This is a genomic window from Leifsonia sp. 21MFCrub1.1 (assembly GCF_900107895.1).
Classification (GTDB): Bacteria; Actinomycetota; Actinomycetes; order Actinomycetales; family Microbacteriaceae; genus Leifsonia; species Leifsonia soli.
In genome coordinates this window covers 886633-901953 of sequence record NZ_LT629867.1, presented here as the reverse complement: position 1 = coordinate 901953, position 15321 = coordinate 886633, and the positions used below count along the sequence as shown (strand labels likewise).

Sequence of the window (15321 nt, the reverse complement as noted above, 5' to 3'; positions counted from 1 at the left end):
GTCCGCGATCTTTGCACGCCGCGGGGGCGTTTCGCGTGCAAAGTTCGCGGACTCGACGGTGGGGGCTAGAGGAGGGGCGGCTCGACGGGGGTGGGCTCGCCGCCGGTGAGGCGGATGAGTTCGTCGAAGGTCGTCGGGAACACCGTGTGGGCGTGGCCGGCGGCCGCCCAGACCTCCGGGTAGTCCGCGAGCGCCACATCCACCACGGTCCGCAGCGGCTGCGGGTGGCCGACCGGCGCGACGCCGCCGATGGTCTGGCCGGTCGCCGCCTTGACGGTCTCCGCGTCGGCACGGCGGATGCGGCCGCCGAGCCGCTCGCCGAGGAACGCGGTGTCGACGCGGTGCGCGCCGGAGGTCATCACCAGGAGCGGCTCGCCGTCGATCGTGAAGACCAGCGAGTTCGCGATCGCGCCGACCTCGACGCCGAGCTCGGCCGCGGCGGACGCGGCCGTCGGCGTCGCCGACGCGAACCAGCGCACCCGCGGCTCGACGCCCGCGGCGAGCAGTGCCGCCTCGACGCGTTCGACCGCGGGATGCGTCCGCTCGGCCGCGGCGTCGCTCACAGCAGCTCCCGCTCCGCCGACTCGACGACGTTCTGCAGCAGCAGCGCGCGCGTCATCGGGCCGACGCCGCCCGGGTTCGGGGAGATCCAGGAGGCGACCTCGGCCACATCCGGAGCCACATCGCCCGCGACGACGCTCTTTCCGGTCACCGGGTCCTCCACGCGGCTCACGCCGACGTCGAGCACGATGGCGCCCGGCTTGACGTTCGCCGCCGTGACGAGGCCGGCGACGCCCGCGGCGGCCACGATGATGTCGGCGCGGCGGAGGTGCGCGTCGAGGTCGCGCGTGCCGGTGTGGGTGAGGGTGACGGTCGCGTTGTACTCACGGCGGGTGAGCAGCGCGCCGATCGAGCGGCCGACGGTGACGCCGCGCCCGACGACCACCACATCCCTGCCGCGGATGTCGATGCCGTGCCGCAGCATCAGCTCGATCACGCCGCGCGGCGTGCACGGCAGCGGTGACGTGATCGGCCGGTTGACGTTGAGGACCAGGCGGCCGAGGTTCGTCGGGTGCAGACCGTCCGCATCCTTCGCCGGGTCGACGAGCTCGAGGATGGCGTCCGTGTCGAGGTGCCCGGGCAGCGGGAGCTGCACGATGAAGCCTGTGCAGTCGGGGTCGGCGTTCAGCTCCTCGACCACGGCCTCGAGCTCGGCCTGCGAGATGTCGGCGGGCAGGTCGCGGCGGATGGATGCGATGCCCACCTCCGCGCAGTCGCGGTGCTTGCCGGCGACGTACCACTGCGAGCCGGGGTCGTCGCCGACGAGGATCGTGCCGAGCCCCGGGACGACGCCCTGCTCACGCAGCGCGCTCACACGCTCCTTCAGCTCCGCCTTGATCGCGGCGGCGGTCGCCTTCCCGTCCAGAATCTGTGCGGTCACGGTGTCTCCTTGCGTTTCCTCCGTCGAGTACGCAAAAACTGCACGGCGAACGCCTCGCGAACGTGCAAAGTTCGCGTACTCGACGGGGGGGTGGGGTCAGATGGAGGAGGGGAGCTCGACCTGGACGGCCTCGGCGCCGGAGGGCGTGAGGCCGGGGTAGAGCGGGAACGCGGCGGTCAGCGCGTCGACGCGGGCCCGCAGGGCGCGGGTGTCGGCGCCCGGACGCAGGGCCAGCGCGATGATATCGGCCACCTCGGTGAACTCGGTGTCGCCGAAGCCGCGGGTCGCGAGCGCCGGGGTGCCGATCCGGAGACCGGAGGTCACCATCGGCGGGCGCGGGTCGAACGGCACGGCGTTGCGGTTCACAGTGATGCCGACCTCGTGCAGCACGTCCTCCGCCTGCTGGCCGTCGAGCTCAGAGGTGCGCAGGTCGGCGAGCACGAGGTGCACGTCGGTGCCGCCCGTGAGCACGTCGACGCCGGCGGCGCGGGAGTCGTCGGCCGTCAGGCGCTCGGCGAGCAGCTTCGCGCCGCGGATGGTCCGCTCCTGGCGGTCTTTGAACTCCTCGGTGGCCGCCAGCTTGAACGCGGTCGCCTTCGCGGCGATCACGTGCATCAGCGGGCCGCCCTGCTGGCCGGGGAACACGTTCGAGTTGAGCTTCTTGGCGAGCTCGGTGTCACGGCTCACGATGAAGCCGGAGCGCGGTCCGCCGATGGTCTTGTGCACGGTCGAGCTGACCACGTCGGCGAAGGGCACGGGCGAGGGATGCAGCCCGGCGGCGACGAGACCGGCGAAATGCGCCATGTCGACCCACAGCTTCGCTCCGACCTCGTCGGCGATCTCGCGGAACGCCGCGAAGTCGAGCTGGCGCGGGTAGGCCGACCAGCCGGCGATGATGACCTGCGGCTTGTGCTCGATGGCCTTGTCCCGCACGACGTTCATGTCGACGAGGAAGGTCTCCGGGTCGACGCCGTAGGAGACGGCGTCGTAGAGCTTGCCCGAGAAGTTGAGCTTCATCCCGTGGGTGAGGTGGCCGCCGTGGGCGAGCTCCAGACCGAGGATGGTGTCGCCCGGTGTCGCGATGGCGGAGAGCACCGCGGCGTTGGCCGAGGCGCCCGAGTGCGGCTGGACGTTGGCGTACTCCGCGCCGAACAGGGCCTTGGCCCGGTCGATCGCCAGCTGCTCGGCGATGTCGACGTACTCGCAGCCGCCGTAGTAGCGGCGGCCCGGGTAGCCCTCCGCGTACTTGTTGGTGAGGACAGAGCCGACCGCTTCGAGCACCGCGCGCGGCACGAAGTTCTCGGAGGCGATCATCTCGAGGTAGTCGCGCTGGCGGCCGAGCTCGAGCTGCAGCACCTCCGCGATCTCGGGGTCGACCTCCGCCAGAGGGGCGGTGAACGTCGAGGGGAGGGTATCGGTCATTGCCGGCTCCTTCGTACAGGGATGGACCATTGCGTGGCGACCCAGGCGCGCGGCCGCATCCATCCGTGTTCTCGAGGTTCCGTGTCGCTCCCCGATGGTGACCATCTGAGCGCCAGTCGCGACGGGCCAAGCATAGCAAAGCGCACGCCGGGCGGAACCCTTGCTCAACGCCGGACGCGCTGCGATACTCGCTGGTGGCCGACGCACGCGGGGCGGGCGGAGTCGGTCTCCTCCGCTCTGCCCCGACCCGCAAGGGAGCCCACCGTGGTCGTGCCCCGCCCCGTTCTCACCCAGCCGTCGCCGGGCTCCCCCTTCGTGCTGGGGCCGACCGCCCGCATCAGCGTGGCCGGGCCAGGAGCGGACGCCGTCGGACGCCTGCTGAGCGAGGCGCTCGCGGACGACTGCTCGCGCGACCTGCCGGTCGTCGCGGAGCCTCCCGCGTTCGGCGACATCGCCGTGGTGATCGCGCACGGCGAGGGGGCGCACGACGACGGGTCGGACAGCGCGGAAGGCTACACGCTGGAGGTCGCCGCCGAGGGCGTGCGGATCGGCGCCGCCACCCCGGCTGGCGCGTTCTGGGGCGTCCAGACGCTGCGTCAGCTGCTCCCGGCCGCGGGCGACGGCGACGGCGACCGCGACGGGCTGACGGTCGAGCAGGTCCGCATCCACGACCATCCCCGATACGCGTACCGCGGCGCGATGCTGGATGTCGCCCGCCACTTCTTCACGCCCGCCGAGGTGAAGCGGTTCATCGACGCGATCGTGCTGCTCAAGGTCAACCACCTCCACCTGCACCTGACGGACGACCAGGGGTGGCGCATCCACATCGAGTCGTGGCCGGAGCTGACCCGCATCGGCGGCTCGACCGGCAGCGACGGCAGCCGCGGCGGCTTCTACACGCAGGACGAGTTCCGCAACATCGTCGCCTACGCCGCCGAGCGGAACGTCACCGTCGTCCCCGAGCTCGACATGCCGGGGCATACGAACGCGGCGCTCGCGTCCTATCCCGTGCTCAACCCGGACGGCGTGGCCCGGCCGCTGTACACCGGGTCCGACGTCGGCTTCAGCACACTGCGGACGGGGGATGCGGTGACCCGGCGATTCGTGCGCGATGTCGTCCGCGAAGTGGCCGCCCTGACACCCGGTCCGCTGCTCCACCTCGGCGGCGACGAGTGCCTGAGCACCGCGCCCGACGACTTCGTCGCGTTCGTCGAGGAGGCGGCCCATGTCGTCGCCGAGAACGGCAAGACGCCGGTCGGCTGGCACGAGATGGGCAAGGCGCACGGTCTGCCCGCCGGGACCGTCGGGCAGTACTGGGACTTCACAACGCCGCGCGATCGCTCGGCCGAGTACGCCGTGACCTTCGTCCGCGGCGGCGGGTCGCTCATCCTGTCGCCGTCGGACGCCGCCTACCTCGACATCGTCTACGCCGAGGGCGACCCGATCGGCCAGGACTGGACCGGCAAGCCGACCACCCTGCGCGATGCGTTCGTGTGGGACCCGGCGCGGGTGATCCCCGGCGTCGGGGATGCGCACATCCTCGGCGTGGAGGCCGCCCTGTGGACCGAGACGGTCGGCACCATCGAGGAGGTCGAGGAGATGGTCCTCCCCCGGCTGGCCGCGGTCGCCGAGGTGGGCTGGTCGCCGGCACCGGCCGACACCGAGCCCGTCGAGGCCGCCCGCGATCTGGACGAGTTCGGCGCGCGCGTCGCCCGGCTCGCCGAGCACTGGGATGCGACAGGCACCCGGTACCGGCGCGTGCCGGACGTGCCGTGGCCGGAGCCCGTCGGCTGAGCCGCCTCCCGGCACGGTCTCCCGGCAGGTCGCCCGCTGATCACGACCGGATCAGGGGTAGCCGATGAACCAGAGCAGCACGATCGCCACCGGCTGCAGCGCGATGCCGGCGATCAGCACCGCCTTCCGCGCCGTGCGATGGCGGGTGAGCCCCCGCGCTCCCGCCAACGGAGCGAGCGGCAGCAGCAGCCGGAACGTGCTCTGCTGCGGGAGGAACACCGCGAAGAGGTACAGGCCGTAACTCGCCGCGTAGGCGACGGTCTCCGTCCCGAGCGCCCGGACGGACGGCCGCGCCAGCACCCACGCGAAGCCGGCCACGACCGCGAGGACGATCAGAGCGCCCAGGATGCTCAGGTAGCGCCAGCTGAGCAGGAACCACGGGGTCAGCGGGATGAACGCGACGGTGCCGATGAATCCCGTCCACCAGGAGAGCTCGGTGGCCACATAGGCATCGCCCGTTCCCGTCACCACGGCCGCGATGATCGGCCAGGCGAGGCCGGCCAGCGCCATCAGCCCGCCGGTCAGCAGCATCGTCAGGCGCTCCCGCGGCCGGAACGCGTCCACGCCGCGCCGGACGAGCACCATCCGGACCACGAGGACGATCGCGAGCGCGAGCGGCAGGGCCAGCGCACCGGGCCGGGTGAACGCGGCGGCCACACCGAACGGCAGCATCAGCCAGTACTTCCGCTGGATCATGGCCAGCAGCGCCGCGAACATGAGGAAGAAGAACATGCTCTCGGCGTAGGCGATCTGCAGCACGAACGAGAGCGGTCCGAAGCAGAAGAACGCCGTCGCCCAGAACGCGCTCGAGACGCCCGCCCGTGCTGCGACCAGCCGGAACAGCACGACGCTGGCGGCAGCCCCGAAGACCATCGCGACGGCGAACCCGGCGGGATAGAAGCTCAGCCCGGTGAGGACCATCACGACCCGCACGACCATCGGGAACAGCGGAAGGAACGCCCAGGGGTTCTGCTGCACGGAGCCGTCGCTGTCGCGCGGCAGGCTGGTGGGGTACCCCTGCTCGACGATCTGGCTGTAGTAGGAGCCGTCCCACGATCCCGAGAAGGTGAAGAACGTCGGGTTCATCCGCGGGCTCGCGTAGTCCCAGTGCGCCACGTTGGCGGTGATGAACAACGCCAGCATGAGGGTCGTCGTGAGCAGCCGCGAGACGGCGTACAGCACGAGCACGGCCGCCCACCAGGGCACATCGCGGCCCGCGAACCGCAGCCGCCGCGGTACCGCCATCGGGCGGCCCAGAAGCTCCGGCCGCCTGGTGCTCGTGGTCCCCGCTGTCATCGTCCCGTCCGTCGCCCGCCGATCCCCGACCGAGGACCGCCCCTTGGGATGGTACCCGCCGGAAACGGTCCTCCGGCAGCCGCCCGAACTCGCCTGAGAGAGTCCTCATACGGCGGGAGACGACCGCGTCGCGCCACACGCGCGGCGCCTCCCGCCGGGTCCGGGGGTGCCCTACTTCACGCTGCCGGCGGTGAGTCCGCCGACGAGGCGCTTCTCGATGAGCATGAACAGGATGACGACCGGGATGACGGCGACCACCGAGACGGCGAAGACGTACTGCCACGCCGCGTCGTACTGGCCGACGAACTTGGTGAGCGCCACCGAGAGCGGCTGGTTCGCATCCGTGGACAGGATCACGAGGCTGGCCGCGAACTCGTTCCACGACGCCACGAAGGTGTAGATGATCGCCGTGACGATGCCCGGCCAGACCAGCGGCAGCTGCACGCGGAACAGGACGGTCCACTTTCCTGCGCCGTCGAGCTGCGCCGCCTCGTCGACCTCCTTCGGCACGCCCGCGAAGAAGCTGTGCATGATCCAGATCGCGAACGCCAGGTTGAAGGCGGCGTTGACGAGGATCATCGCCAGCCAGGTGTCGTTGATCCCGAGAGCCACCATCTCCTTGAACAGACCCGTCGCGAGCACGGTCGGCTGGAGCATCTGGGTCACGATGACGAGGAACAGGAAGATCCCGCGGCCCGGGAAGCGGAACCGTGCCGTGTAGTACGCAGCGGGAACGCAGACCAGCAGCACCAGCACCGTCGCGAACACGGAGATCACGATGGTGGAGATGAGGTTGTACGGCAGCGGCGTCTCGGGCGTCGACCACATCGTGAGGTAGTTCTCGGGATGCCACTGCTCGGGCAGGTAGGTCGGCGGGACGGCGAGGATGTTGTTCCTGCTCTTGAACGAGCCGATCAGCATGATCAGGTACGGCGCGATGAAGACCAGGGCGATCACGATGCCGGCGACGGTCTTCCCGGCGACGCGCCAGGAACCGCCGGCCGACCGGGGGCGGCGGCGGCGCGGCGTCGGCGCTCCGGCGAGGGCGACGGGGGCTGGCGCGGTCACGAGACCTCCTTCATCGGCTTCACGACCCACAGGTAGATGCCGACGACGACGAGCACGATCAGGAAGTTGATCACGCTGAGGGCGCTGGACAGGTCGATGCGCTGCTCGTTCTGAAGCAGCTTGAACACGTAGGTTGTCGTCGTGTCCGCTTTGTATCCGGGGATGGACCCGGTCATCAGTTTCAGGATGGGCAGCGAGTTGAACACGTTGATGATGTTGATCAGCGCCGCGAGGGCGATCGCGCTCCGCAGGTTCGGGAGGGTGACGCTGAAGTAGGCGCGGAACGCTCCGGCGCCGTCCATCTTCGCCGCCTCGAGCATGTCGCCGGGGATCCCGGCCAGCCCGGCGAGGATCGTGTACGTCGTGAACGGCAGCGAGACGAACACCGCGATGCCGATCGACGAGATGAACGCCGGAACCGGCTCCTTCGTGAAGCCGAAGGGCTCGGCGAGCAGGTGGATGTCGACCAGGAACTTGTTGATGATCCCGTAGAACGGGTCGAGGCCGTAGACGAACACGGTCGTGGTCATCACCACGCTGGCGGCCCACGGGACGATGATCGCCATCCGCACCCAGCGCCGCCCGGGGAAGTTCTTGTCGAGGAACTGGGCCAGGGCGAGCGAGATCACCACGGTGATCACGACCACCGAGACCACCCAGACCAGGGAGTTGAGCAGGATGCCAGGGAGTTCTGGCCGCGACAGCACCGTGATGTAGTTCTGCAGGCCGACCGATCCGTGGTCCACCCCGGCGATCGAGATCTTCCGGGTGGAGTTGTAGATCATGTAGCCGGCCGGGAACAGCACGACGCCGAAGATCAGGATGAGGGCGGGCAGTGTCCACGGCACGGCGTGCCAGAGATCGGACGCCCCGCCGGTGGGCTTGGGGGACGCCCCGCGGCGGGGACGGCCGGTGGCCGCCCCCGCGCGGGTCGCTTCAGCGGTGCTGGTCATCCGGGTTACTGGCCGTCGGCCTTCGCCTGGATGGACTTCAGCAGGTCTTCGGGCTTCGCGCCCTGACCGAGCTGCCCGATCTGGCTCTGGATCGCGCCCTGCGCGGCCGACCAGTTCGGGTTGGTGGACGGGTAGAACTTGGCGTTCGGCAGCAGGTCGAGGAACGGCTTGATGGTCTCGTCCGAGCCCATCGCCTCCGCACCGGACTTGGTCGTCGGCAGGAAGCCTTCGGCCGTGACCCACTTGGTGTAGACGTCCTTCGAGTAGAAGTAGTCGAGGAACTTCTTGATCGATGCCGTCTTGTCGGTCTTGTTCTTGAACGCCATCAGGTGGTCCGCGACGCCGAGGGTGAACGGCGAGCCGTCCTTGGTCGGGATCGGCGCGATGCCGTACTGCAGCGACGGGTTCTTGTCCTTGATCTGGCCGACGGTCGGCGGCAGGCCGACCTGCATGCCGAGCTGGCCCTGGATGAAGACGTTCAGCAGCGGGGTGCGGTTGGTCGAACCGGGGTTCGCCTCCGTGTAGCCCTGCGTGATGATCTTCTGCATCTCGGTGGCGCCTTCGACGTTCTCCGAGCTGTCGATGGTCAGCTTCTTGGCGTCGCCGTAGCCGCCGCCGGCCCCGTAGAACCAGAGCGCGGTCTCGGCCTGCGCCTCCTCGCTGCCGAGCGGCATGCCGTACGGCGTGATCCCGGCGGCCTTCAGCTTGGCGGCCGCGTCCTCGAACTCGGCCCACGTCTTCGGCGGGGCCGAGATGCCGGCCTTGGAGAAGTCGTCCTTGTTGTAGAACAGCGCGCGAGCGGAGGCGATGAACGGGAGGCCGTACTGCGTGCCGTCGATGCTCGCGTTCTTCTTGAAGGCGTCCTGGAAGTCGTCGAGCGTCGCGGAGGAGACGATGTCCTTCGCCGGGTAGAGCAGGTCGTCGGCCGCGAAGCCGGCGAACGCGTCGATGTTCAGGATGTCGGGCTGCTTCTGCGCCTGGATCCGCGTCTTGATGACGTTGTTGATGTCGGTCCAGGATTCGACGTCGAGGTTGACCTTGATATCGCTGTTCTTGGCCTCGAAGTCCTTGATGATCTGCTGCCACTCGGTCTTGGTGTTGTCCGAGTAGCTGGCGACCATCAGGTCGAGCGTCTGCGCGCCGCCGGACGAGCCGCCGGACCCGCCGCTGAAGCCGCAGGAGGCGAGCGTCATGGTGGCGACCGCCGCGGTTGCGACCGCCGCTCCCCACCGCAGTGACTTCTTCATTGACTTCCTCACTTCTCAAAGGGAATACGCGAACCGTCACTGCCGATGGAACCTGCGCGACGATGCGTAGCTGTTGATGCTTAGTGATTTGTTTCTGCTTGAAACAAGCACTTGCACTCAATGGATGATCGAAATCATGACGCGTCAGCACCGTTGCGTCAAGAACAATGCACAAGATCGTTACACGGCGTTTACAGGATGGCGGCGCTCTCCGAGGTTCACCCCGTGAAACGATTGAACATGATCACTAGACAACCCGTTCGATCATCAGTGATCATTGTTGCCAGACCTACACGCATTTCAGCAGCCGACGGCGCAGAACAGGAGCGATCAGTGACGCACGCACCAACCGCAGGAGCCCACATGGAGGCCGAGCTGCGGTCGCAGCCGGAGACGTGGGCGACCGCGGCCGGACTGCGCGAGGAGCAGTCGCTGCTCCCCGCGACCGGCGAGCGCATCGCCGTCGTCGGCTGCGGCACCTCGTGGTTCATGGCGCAGTCGTACGCGGCGCTGCGCGAGACCGCCGGACACGGCGTCACCGATGCGTTCGCCGCTTCCGAGGCGTTCGTCGACCGCGACTACGACGCCATCGTCGCCATCACCCGCTCCGGCACGACGACCGAGGTGCTCGAACTGCTCGACCAGCTGCGCGGCTCCGGCAACCGGGCCCGCACCGTCGGCATCGTCGGCGACCCGGACACCCCGCTCGTCGGACTGGTGGATGTGGCCATCCGGCTGCCCTTCGCCGACGAGCAGTCCGTCGTGCAGACCCGGTTCGCCACCACGGCCCTCGCGCTCGTCCGCGCCTCGCTCGGCCACGACCTCTCCCCCGCGATCGACCAGGCCGCCGCGGCGATCGAGGAAGACCTCGACGACGAGCTCGTCACCGCGGATCAGTACAGCTTCCTCGGCGCGGGCTGGACGGTCGGGCTCGCCCACGAGGCGGCGCTCAAGATGCGCGAGGCGTCGCAGTCGTGGACGGAGTCGTATCCCGCCAAGGAGTACCGCCACGGACCGATCGCGATCGCCGCGCCCGGCCGGGTCACCTGGATGCTCGGTGAGGCGCCGGCCGGGCTGGCCGGTGACGTCGCCGCCACAGGGGCGCGCTTCGAGGACCGCCCGATCGACGGGATGGCCGACCTGGTGCGCGCGCAGCGGGTCGCTCTGGCCCGCGCCCGTCGCGCCGGACTCGACCCCGACAGCCCCCGCAACCTCACCCGATCGGTCATCCTCCCCTCGTGACCGCAGAGCCCCTGACCCCGCTGCCGGCCGCCGCTCCGCTGGGAGACGGCGCACCGGTGCTCGCGTTCGACGTCGGAGGGACGGACACCAAGGCCGCCCTCGTGGATGCCGCCGGCCGGCTGGTGCAGGTGGTGCGCATCCCGACCCCGCACGCCGGCGATGCGACCGGCGACGCGGTGGTGGCGGCGATCGCCGCCGTCGCCGAGCGGTTCCGGGCGGAGCACCCGGGCGTCGTTCCGCAGGCGGCCGGGCTGCTGGTGCCGGGCCACGTGGACGACGACGCCGGGGTCGGCATCTTCGCCGAGAACCTGGGCTGGCGCGACTTCCCGTTCCGCGACCGCGCTGAGGCCGCGCTCGGCGTCCCGGTGGCGTTCAGCCACGACGTCCGCGGCGCCGGCGAGGCGGAGCACCGGCTGGGAGCCGCAGCGCCCTACCGCGACGTGGTCGTGATGGCGATCGGCACCGGCATCGCCGGGGCGATCTTCCTCGACGGCCGGCTGCACACCGGCGGCGGCCTGGCCGGCGAGATGGGCCACTCCCGGGTCGCCGACGGACCGCTCTGCGCCTGCGGCGGCATCGGCTGCCTCGAGGCCGTCGCGTCGGCCGCGGCCATCGCGCGGCGGTACAACGCGCTCACCGGCTCCGACGTTCCTGGCGCGCGGGAGGTGCTCGCCCTGGCGCAGTCCGGGGACGAGGCCGCCCGCGCGGTCTGGGACTCTGCGGTGGATGCGCTCGCCCTCGACCTCTCGCACACCGTCGCGCTGCTGGCGCCCGAGGCGGTGGTGATCGGCGGCGGACTGGCGCAGGCCGGCCCCGCGCTGTTCGAGCCGCTGGCGGAGAAGCTCGACGCCATCCTCACCTTCCACCGGCGTCCCGTGCTGCTGCCGGCGAGCATCGGCGAGAACGCCGGGCTGATCGGGGCGGCGCTGCGGGCGCGGGACCGCAGTGCCGGTTCGGCGGCGCGGTCGGTCGAGCCCAGCGCCGAGGTGGCGTCGTGATCCTCACCGTCACGCCGAACCCGGCGCTCGATCTCACGTACCGGGTGCCGCGGCTGCTCCCCGGCGAGACGCATCGCGCGGCCGCCCCGGCCGTCCGCGCCGGAGGCAAAGGGCTCAACGTCGCCCGCGTGCTGGCGCAGACCGGGAGCGCCGCGTTCGTCCTCACCACCGCGGGAGGCGCCCCCGGACTCCGGCTCGCCGACGATCTGGAGGCGTCGCAGCTGCCCTCGGAGCTCGTGCCGGTCGCCGCGCCGACGCGCAGCAGCGTCGCCGTCTTCGACGAGTCGAGCGGCGAGACGACGGTGATCAACGAGACCGGCGGCCCGCTCACCCCGGCCGAGTGGACGGCCCTGCACGACGCCGTCGACCGGCTCGTCGTTCCCGCGACCTGCGTCGTCGGGTCGGGCAGCCTCCCGCCGGATGCGCCGGACGACGTGTACGCCCGCCTGGTCGCCGCCGCCGACGCGCACGGACTGCCCAGCGTGATCGACGCGGTCGGGGCGCCGCTCGTCCGCGCGGCCGAGGCCGGCGCCTCCGTCGTGAAGCCGAACCGCCGCGAACTGGCCGAGACGACCGGCCTGGACGACCCGGTCGCCGGGGCGCGCATGCTCCTCGACGCCGGAGCCGGGCTGGTCCTCGTCTCGCTCGGCGCCGAGGGCATGCTCGCGGTGCCGCCCGAAGGCGCGCCCGTCCACGCCCGCCTCGGAACGCCGCTGACGGGCAATGCCACCGGGGCCGGGGATGCGGCCGTCGCCGCGGTCGCGAGCCTGCTCGCCGCCGGTGTCTCCGATCCGTCCGCCCTGGTCCGCCGCGCCACCGCCTGGTCAGCCGCCGCCGTGCTCGCCCCGCTCGCCGGCGAGCTCGCGCCCGGCTTCCGGGACTTCGCGTCCCGGATCGAGACCGGCTGAGCCGGCGATCGCCCGCCGCCATCCCGCCGCCATCCTGCCGTCGTCCACCCCTTCGCCCATCAGCCACCGTCCCGGAGCCGCCGCCATGCCCCTCGTCCCCACCGCCGACCTGCTGCACGCGGCCGTCGGCCGCCGCACCGGGCTGGCCGCCTTCAACGTCATCCTGCTGGAGACCGCCGAGGCCCTCGTCGACGCGGCCGAGCAGACCGGGCTCCCCGTCATCCTGCAGATCTCGCAGAACTGCGTCGCGTATCACGGCTCGCTCGACCCCATCGCATCGGCGACGCTCGCCCTGGCCAGGGAGTCGACCGCGCACGTGGCCGTGCACCTCGACCACGCGGAGGACGAGCAGCTCGCCCGACGCGCCGTCGAGAGCGGCTTCGGCTCGGTGATGTACGACGGCGCCGCCCTCGACTACGAGCACAACGTCGGCGCGACGGTGCGGGTGGTCGAGCACGCGCACGCCAACGACGTGCTGGTGGAGGCGGAACTCGGCGAGATCGGCGGGAAGGACGGCGCCCACGCGCCCGGCGTCCGCACCGACCCGGACGAGGCCCGGCGCTTCGTCGAGGAGACCGGGGTCGACGCCCTCGCCGTCGCCGTCGGCAGCTCCCACGCCATGACCGAGCGGACCGCCTCCCTCGACCTCGACCTGATCGCCCGGCTGCGACACGCCGTACCGGTTCCGCTCGTCCTGCACGGCTCCAGCGGCGTCGCGGATGAGACGATCGAGGCGGCGATCCGCGCAGGGATCACCAAGGTCAACGTCTCCACCCACCTCAACCGGTTCTTCACGGACGCGATCCGGGCGTACCTCGCCGCGCATCCCGACGTCGTGGACCCGCGGAAGTACGTGCGGGAGGGACGCTCCGCGGTGACCAGGGAAGCGGCACGCCTGATGACCCTGTTCGATGTGGCAGGCGGAACGGAGAGCGCACAGCGATGAACAGAGCCGAACGGCTGAACGCCGTGCTCGACCTGCTGGCGGAGGCCGGCCAGATCGAGGTCGACGACATCGTGGCCAAGCTGGATGTGTCGGCGGCCACCGCGCGCCGCGACCTCGACGCGCTGGCCTCGCAGCAGCTGCTGACCCGCACCCGCGGCGGCGCGATCGGGCAGTCGGTCGCCTACGACCTGCCGATCCGCTACAAGCGCGAGCAGCACGCGCCCGAGAAGCTGCGGATCGCGCAGGCGGCGAGCGCCCTCGTCCCCCGCGGCGCCGTGGTGGGGCTGTGCGGCGGCACGACCAGCACCGCCGTCGCGACCGTGCTCGGGTCGCGCCCCGACCTCATGGAGGCTTCGCCGCATCCCAGCCTCACCGTCGTCACCAACGCCATCAACATCGCTGCGCAGCTGGTGATGCGACCGCAGATCAAGACCGTGATGACCGGCGGCGTCGTGCACGCGCGCTCCTACGAGCTCGTCGGTCCGTACAGCGACGTCGTACTGGAGAAGATCACGATGGACATCGCCTTCATCGGCGTCAACGGCATCGACCCGATCGTCGGAGCGACCGTGCACGACGAGGGCGAAGCGAGCGTCAACTCGCTGATGGCGCGGCGCGCGACCCGGGCCGTCGTGGTGGCCGATTCGTCCAAGATCGGCCGCAAGGCGTTCGCGACCCTGGGCGGCCCGAAGGTGCTGACGACGCTCATCACCGACGACGGCATCACCGACGAGCAACGGGCCGCGTTCGTCGAGCACGGCATGGAGGTGATCGTCGCGTGAGCGACGACCGGCTCATCCACTCGACGCGACTGATCCACTCGGCACGGCTGGTCGACGGCGGCACGGTGGTCGAGAACGGCTGGGTGCGCTTCGACGGCGACACCATCGGCGCGGTCGGCACCGGCGACGGGTGGCGCGACGAGCCCGGGGCGATGGATGCGGCGGGAACGGCGTCCTCGACCGTGACCGACGCGGCCGGAGCCTGGCTCACTCCCGGTTTCGTCGACATCCACGTGCACGGAGGCGGAGGCGCCTCCTTCGACGACGGCCCGGACGCGATCGCCCGCGCTCTCGAGCTGCACCGCCGCCACGGCACCACCCGCTCGGTGCTGTCCCTGGTGACGGCGCCCGTTGCGGAGCTCGCCCGGCGCGTCCGGGAGGTGGCGGCGCTCACCGCGGCCGACCCGCGCATCCTCGGCTCGCACCTGGAGGGGCCGTTCCTCGACGTCGGCCACAAGGGCGCGCACGACCCGGCGCTGCTCCGCCCGGCCACCCGCGCCGACATCGACCTGCTGGTGGAGGCCGCCGCCGGCACACTCCGGCAGATCACCATCGCCCCGGAGCTGCCCGGCGGGATGGACGCGGTGCGCGCCTTCTCCGCCGCCGGTGCGGCCGTCGCGGTCGGCCACACCGCCGCCGACTACGACCAGGCGCTGGCCGCCTTCGACGCCGGGGCGAGCATCCTCACGCACGCGTTCAACGCCATGCCGGGACTGCACCACCGCGCGCCGGGGCCGGTCGCCGCCGCTGCCCGCACGCCCGGCGTCACGCTGGAGATCATCAACGACGGCGTCCACGTCCATCCCGAGATGGTCCGGATCGCGTTCGCCGCGGCACCGGGACGGATGGCGATGGTGACGGATGCGATGGCCGCGGCCGGCTCGGCCGACGGCGACTACATCCTCGGCTCGCTCGACGTCGAGGTGCGTGACGGCGTCGCCCGTCTCGCCGGCGGCGGCTCGATCGCCGGCTCGACGCTGACCCTCGACGACGCACTGCGCCGTGCGGTGCTCGAGGTCGGCATCCCCGTCGCGGAGGCGGTCCGCGCGCTCACCGAGACGCCGGCGGCCGCCGTCGGACGCGGCGGCGACCTCGGCCGTCTCCTCCCCGGCTACGCCGCCGACGCCGTGCTGCTCGACGCCGGCTTCCGCGTCGTCCGGGTGTGGGCTGCGGGCGCGCCCGTCCCCACCTCCGTCACCGCCTGATCCGTGGGGCGCGACATGC

14 protein-coding genes and 1 riboswitch are annotated in these 15321 nt (G+C 71.2%); of the genes, 7 read left to right on the top strand and 7 right to left on the bottom strand.

The window, feature by feature from the left end; genetic code table 11:
- Nucleotides 1–65: 65 nt before the first annotated feature.
- The 3 genes from BLW09_RS04175 to glyA form a co-directional block, all read right to left on the bottom strand.
- Nucleotides 66–563, bottom strand: coding sequence for a YbaK/EbsC family protein (locus BLW09_RS04175; RefSeq protein ID WP_089908828.1), 498 nt, complete (start codon nt 561–563; stop codon nt 66–68).
- A complete protein-coding gene (locus BLW09_RS04170; protein ID WP_089908826.1) occupies nt 560–1441 on the bottom strand; it encodes a bifunctional methylenetetrahydrofolate dehydrogenase/methenyltetrahydrofolate cyclohydrolase in 882 nt (293 codons plus the stop codon). Before BLW09_RS04170 ends, BLW09_RS04175 begins: the two co-directional genes overlap by 4 nt.
- 96 nt (nt 1442–1537) lie before the next feature.
- Nucleotides 1538–2863: a serine hydroxymethyltransferase gene (gene glyA, locus BLW09_RS04165; RefSeq protein WP_089908823.1), complete on the bottom strand. Its 1326-nt coding sequence runs from the start codon at nt 2861–2863 to the stop codon at nt 1538–1540.
- 32 nt (nt 2864–2895) lie between these two features.
- A riboswitch (ZMP/ZTP riboswitch) is annotated at nt 2896–2993 on the bottom strand.
- 134 nt (nt 2994–3127) lie between these two features.
- Here glyA and BLW09_RS04160 point away from each other — a divergent pair.
- Nucleotides 3128–4657, top strand: coding sequence for a family 20 glycosylhydrolase (locus tag BLW09_RS04160; RefSeq protein WP_089908821.1), 1530 nt, complete (start codon nt 3128–3130; stop codon nt 4655–4657).
- 51 nt (nt 4658–4708) lie between these two features.
- On the opposite strand, the gene BLW09_RS04155 is transcribed toward BLW09_RS04160, so the two are convergent.
- The 4 genes from BLW09_RS04155 to BLW09_RS04140 form a co-directional block, all read right to left on the bottom strand.
- On the bottom strand, nt 4709–5953 hold the full coding sequence (locus BLW09_RS04155; RefSeq protein ID WP_231947048.1) for a hypothetical protein: 1245 nt from the start codon (nt 5951–5953) through the stop codon (nt 4709–4711).
- 171 nt (nt 5954–6124) lie between these two features.
- The gene (locus BLW09_RS04150; protein WP_089908815.1) at nt 6125–7021 is read right to left on the bottom strand and encodes a carbohydrate ABC transporter permease; all 897 of its coding nucleotides are present in this window, start codon (nt 7019–7021) and stop codon (nt 6125–6127) included.
- A complete protein-coding gene (locus BLW09_RS04145) occupies nt 7018–7974 on the bottom strand; it encodes a carbohydrate ABC transporter permease (protein WP_089908813.1) in 957 nt (318 codons plus the stop codon). The genes BLW09_RS04150 and BLW09_RS04145 overlap by 4 nt, the downstream gene beginning before the upstream one ends.
- Nucleotides 7975–7979: 5 nt before the next feature.
- Entirely contained in the window at nt 7980–9221 is a 1242-nt protein-coding gene (locus tag BLW09_RS04140; protein WP_089908810.1) for an extracellular solute-binding protein, read from the bottom strand.
- Between the two features lie 363 nt (nt 9222–9584).
- Between BLW09_RS04140 and BLW09_RS04135 the strand changes: the two genes are divergently transcribed.
- From BLW09_RS04135 to nagA, 6 genes are all read left to right on the top strand, one after another.
- The gene (locus BLW09_RS04135) at nt 9585–10463 is read left to right on the top strand and encodes an SIS domain-containing protein (protein WP_089908808.1); all 879 of its coding nucleotides are present in this window, start codon (nt 9585–9587) and stop codon (nt 10461–10463) included.
- Entirely contained in the window at nt 10460–11461 is a 1002-nt protein-coding gene (locus BLW09_RS04130) for an ROK family protein (RefSeq protein ID WP_231947047.1), read from the top strand. The genes BLW09_RS04135 and BLW09_RS04130 overlap by 4 nt, the downstream gene beginning before the upstream one ends.
- Entirely contained in the window at nt 11458–12369 is a 912-nt protein-coding gene (locus tag BLW09_RS04125) for a 1-phosphofructokinase family hexose kinase (protein WP_089908804.1), read from the top strand. Before BLW09_RS04130 ends, BLW09_RS04125 begins: the two co-directional genes overlap by 4 nt.
- Before the next feature lie 85 nt (nt 12370–12454).
- Nucleotides 12455–13315 carry a class II fructose-bisphosphate aldolase gene (locus tag BLW09_RS04120; protein ID WP_089908801.1) on the top strand — a complete coding sequence of 287 codons (861 nt, stop codon included), beginning with the start codon at nt 12455–12457 and terminating at the stop codon, nt 13313–13315.
- Nucleotides 13312–14097 (top strand): DeoR/GlpR family DNA-binding transcription regulator, encoded by a 786-nt coding sequence (locus tag BLW09_RS04115; protein ID WP_089908799.1) that lies wholly within the window; start codon nt 13312–13314, stop codon nt 14095–14097. Before BLW09_RS04120 ends, BLW09_RS04115 begins: the two co-directional genes overlap by 4 nt.
- The gene (gene nagA, locus BLW09_RS04110) at nt 14094–15302 is read left to right on the top strand and encodes an N-acetylglucosamine-6-phosphate deacetylase (protein WP_231947046.1); all 1209 of its coding nucleotides are present in this window, start codon (nt 14094–14096) and stop codon (nt 15300–15302) included. Before BLW09_RS04115 ends, nagA begins: the two co-directional genes overlap by 4 nt.
- The last annotated feature ends 19 nt before the right edge of the window (nt 15303–15321 follow it).

Coding starts and splice junctions, on each gene's coding strand:
- BLW09_RS04140 (WP_089908810.1), bottom strand. CDS start 9,221: ATGAAGAAGTCACTGCGGTGGGGAGCGGCGGTCGCAACCGCGGCGGTC.
- BLW09_RS04120 (WP_089908801.1), top strand. CDS start 12,455: ATGCCCCTCGTCCCCACCGCCGACCTGCTGCACGCGGCCGTCGGCCGC.
- BLW09_RS04145 (WP_089908813.1), bottom strand. CDS start 7,974: ATGACCAGCACCGCTGAAGCGACCCGCGCGGGGGCGGCCACCGGCCGT.
- glyA (WP_089908823.1), bottom strand. CDS start 2,863: ATGACCGATACCCTCCCCTCGACGTTCACCGCCCCTCTGGCGGAGGTC.
- BLW09_RS04135 (WP_089908808.1), top strand. CDS start 9,585: ATGGAGGCCGAGCTGCGGTCGCAGCCGGAGACGTGGGCGACCGCGGCC.
- BLW09_RS04155 (WP_231947048.1), bottom strand. CDS start 5,953: ATGACAGCGGGGACCACGAGCACCAGGCGGCCGGAGCTTCTGGGCCGC.
- BLW09_RS04115 (WP_089908799.1), top strand. CDS start 13,312: ATGAACAGAGCCGAACGGCTGAACGCCGTGCTCGACCTGCTGGCGGAG.